The organism is Corallococcus sp. AB049A (genome assembly GCF_003668885.1).
In the GTDB taxonomy this organism is placed as follows: Bacteria; Myxococcota; Myxococcia; order Myxococcales; family Myxococcaceae; genus Corallococcus; species Corallococcus interemptor.
Window position 1 is genome coordinate 1 of the sequence record NZ_RAWL01000747.1, and the last position, 1,944, is coordinate 1,944.

Here is a 1,944-nt window from a genome sequence, read left to right on the forward strand (position 1 = left end):
ATGGACTGCCTCCGGGTCTGGGCTACTACACCACGGGCTGACGCCAGGCCTTGGACAGGTGGCCGGGGGGGGACTGGTTGAAGCGGTGAAGCAGCTCCTCCCGGCCGTGCTCCAGCAGGTACGTGAGTTCCCGGGGCATGAGGGTCTTCACCGTGACGAGCCGGACCTGTCCGTCTGGCATCGTGAAGTGGCCTGGGAGGGTGGGGGTGTCCATGCCCAGGAGCACGCCCACGCGGCCCTCTTTCGTCAGGAGGGGTTCGGGCAGGTGCGCGCCGTCCACTTCCATGGAGAGGATGCCGGTCCTCGCGGGCTCACGCAGGTGTTCGTGGCCCACGAGCTCGTTGGCGATGCGCTCCAAGAGAAGTTGCTGCCAGCTCTTCGCCACGTTCTCCACGGGCTCATCCGTCTCGAGCGCGAGCTCCAGGCCGAAGCCTATCGATGGCTCGGCCTTGTCAGAAAAGTAGTTGGAGAGGCCATCCGTCACGAAGAGCATTCGGCCTTCGGGGCGGTGGATGACGCGCCAGACTTCACTTCTCGCCGGCCAACCGCCTCCGACGACGATGGGGATGACGAAGTTGTCGTCCATGGCGCCCAGCGTGCGCCAGAAGGCTTCACGGGGTTTCGTGGCTCGCTCGTAGAGGGCCTGGATCTTGCGGTTGTGTTCCCGATCCTCTGGGCTGACTTCGCTGGGACCGGTGACCTCCCGGAATGCCATCCCCGTGGCACCCGAGCGCTCCAGAGCATCCTTGATGTCCTCGGAGACAACGAGCACGACATTCCAGCCCCAGGGCCGGAAGACCTTGGCATCTCCCACTTTCGTCGTGTCGATGCGCATGCCGTAGACGGCTCGATATGTCCCAGTGAGTTCTGGTCGCTCATCCTCTGGCAACCAGTACTTCACCTCGGCGGATTGCTGATCATCAATGCATCGAATGGTCCGTGTCGCGACGAGGATGAAGTAAGGGTCGGACTGTCCTTCGACTTCGACGGGGATGAGCTGCACGTCGTCCGGCGCCAGTTCCAGGAAGACACTCGCGACGCGTTTGTGGACGACAGGTGTCCCGCCCACACTCGACGTCGAGAAGTCTTGAACCACGCCCGGATGGCTAACGGGAATCGTCAGGCGCTCATGGACCTGGACCGCGCAGCCATCCGCGAACTGCCAGATGTCATCGATCTCTTGCCCCTGGGCGTTCGTTGCCTCGCCTGGAAGCCAGCGGTCATGAATCTCCATGTCGTCGAGAAGTTTGAAGTACCTCATTGGGGTTCACCTTCCCGGGCGTCAGGGCTGTGTGACGAGCAAGTTGAGCCGACTGTTCTGTGTAGAGATCTCCGAGCCCAGCGACTCGAGTTCCTTCACAAGCGCCTTACTGCACGACTGAATGCTCCTGCATCTTCCCAGTGCCCTGCGCAAGCGTTCGTAGACTTCTTCATGGTACGCCTGAGGATGCGGACCTCTATGTCCAGGGACGCGGACTTTGTTCGCGGGATCATCCAGGGACATGCCCGCACGGTCGAAGAGTTCCTGGAACTTGGGTGACCAAGGTCCTCCATGATGCGTTGCTTCCCACCACTTGTTCGTGGCGATGTGGTGCTCGTGGACGTCGACCGGTGCCGGGACGTTCGGTCCCTTCGTGCCCATCGCCACTGCGTTGGGCGCCAGCGCGATGGTCACCTCTCCGCTCGCGGACACCGCGACTGCTGAGACCTCCGCCGCGGCCACCAGCCGGAAGCCTCCCTGCTCCGCTCCCACCAGCGCGGCCTGTGCTGAACCGGGCAGTGTCGCGACCCTCGACGCCAGCGTCTGCGCCGTGCTTCCCAGCGCCGCCATCGCCAGCATCACGAAGGCCCTTGCCGCCTGCTTGCCCATCACCTCGCCGTACTTCTCTCCCGCGCTCCGGATGCCGTCGAACGTGTCCGCGTCCCTCACCTCCGCCGCCAGCA

General features: G+C 63.6%; 2 protein-coding genes. Both read right to left on the reverse strand.

Annotated features, from left to right (window positions below; all coding sequences use genetic code 11):
• Positions 1 to 25 precede the first annotated feature (25 nt).
• Complete coding sequence (locus tag D7X55_RS38970; protein ID WP_121725674.1) at positions 26 to 1,261, reverse strand: imm11 family protein; 1,236 nt, start codon at positions 1,259 to 1,261, stop codon at positions 26 to 28.
• Positions 1,262 to 1,282: 21 nt separating this feature from the next.
• A partial coding sequence (locus D7X55_RS38975) for an AHH domain-containing protein (protein WP_199747337.1) occupies positions 1,283 to 1,944 on the reverse strand: 662 nt, incomplete at its 5' end.

Excerpts from the sequence above, each read along its gene's own strand:
- D7X55_RS38970 (WP_121725674.1), bottom strand. The coding sequence starts at position 1,261 with ATGAGGTACTTCAAACTTCTCGACGACATGGAGATTCATGACCGCTGG.